Annotated in this window: 1 protein-coding gene; it reads left to right on the forward strand. The window is 46.4% G+C overall.

The annotated features are described in order from the left end of the window. Positions 1-66: 66 nt before the first annotated feature. Positions 67-593 (forward strand): type VI immunity family protein (locus HMPREF2572_RS15010; RefSeq protein ID WP_246827750.1); only part of this gene is annotated, 527 nt, incomplete at its 3' end.

Here is a 593-nt window from a genome sequence, read left to right on the forward strand (position 1 = left end):
AATACCAGTGCATCCTATTATTTCAATATCACCTCTATTGCTGCAGGTTTGGCAAATGAGCCGTATATGCCGTTAGGCACCCTGCTTTTTAATCTGCCACTGGAAATTTTGTCTTCTCCCCAAGATTTGGCAAAGCTGGATGAATTTGTCGGTAAGATTTCAGAGAAGCTGGATGTTTTCCACGGTTATATCGGACTGGCAGCAATTCCACCGCATAATTATTACGACGGTGCGCCGTATGAATACGGGGTTTGCCGCGAAAATTTGGGGCTGATTCCGGTCACGACCGATTATCTGTCAACGTTTTATAGATACAACATACGCAGTATCAGTTGGTACACACTGGTCGGTAGGGAACTTTACCGACAGCTTCCGGCAGGCAGGATAGAGTCTGTTTTGGCAAATCATCCCGATATTACTCTGCGCGACTTTGCCGGTATCAAGGTTTTTAAAATCGGCAGCCTGCCCGAAACAGGGGATATCCGCGAAGATTTACCCTTGGACTACATTGCGCTAAACCGAGCTTTAGAACCGATACGCGAAAAATATCCGCGCGAAAATATGGGCGGCATTACCCGCGAACAGATGTATTA

It is taken from the genome of Neisseria sp. HMSC064E01, assembly GCF_001808875.1.
Lineage (GTDB): Bacteria > Pseudomonadota > Gammaproteobacteria > Burkholderiales > Neisseriaceae > Neisseria > Neisseria sicca_A.